The organism is Vibrio sp. 1069, from assembly GCF_033340555.1.
In genome coordinates this window covers 1-568 of record NZ_JAWOWP010000728.1, presented here as the reverse complement: position 1 = coordinate 568, position 568 = coordinate 1, and the positions used below count along the sequence as shown (strand labels likewise).

Annotated in this window: 1 protein-coding gene; it reads right to left on the bottom strand. The window is 41.9% G+C overall.

Annotated features, from left to right (window positions below; translation table 11 throughout):
• Positions 1 to 167: 167 nt before the first annotated feature.
• Positions 168 to 568 (bottom strand): tRNA pseudouridine synthase A (locus R7040_RS28715; RefSeq protein ID WP_318097926.1); only part of this gene is annotated, 401 nt, incomplete at its 5' end.

Here is a 568-nt window from a genome sequence, read left to right as displayed (position 1 = left end):
AACTCTTCCGCTTCATTGCGAAAGATATAAATTCGAAATAATACCGACGGATTAAACCATATCTTGCGACGAGTGTAGATAAAAAACTGGTTGTACCTATTTTCGATATCGTTAATTACTGATGTTATGCGGCTACACTACCGATATTTTGAAGCAAGTTTGTGAATTTAGTTCAAATTATCTGGCAAAAACAGCGGACCGATCGGCACGCAAGGCAATTCAAATTCTTCTGGATAATCGACATCGACTAAGTACAAACCTTCAGCCTTCGCTGTTGCACCTGCAAGTTTGCGATCTTTTGCCTCAAGCAACCACTTGATCCAGTCTGGTTTTTCTTCACGACGACCGACTTTAATCAGGCTACCTGTGATGTTTCGAACCATGTGATGAACGAACGCGTTCGCTTTAATGTCGATAACAACATAATCACCATGACGAGTGACGTTTAGGTGCATCAAATTACGGCACGGACTCAACGACCGACAATGCGCTGCACGGAATGATGAAAAGTCATTTTCACCTAACAAATATTGCCCGGCTTCATGCATTTTCTTTTCATCTAGCTCGC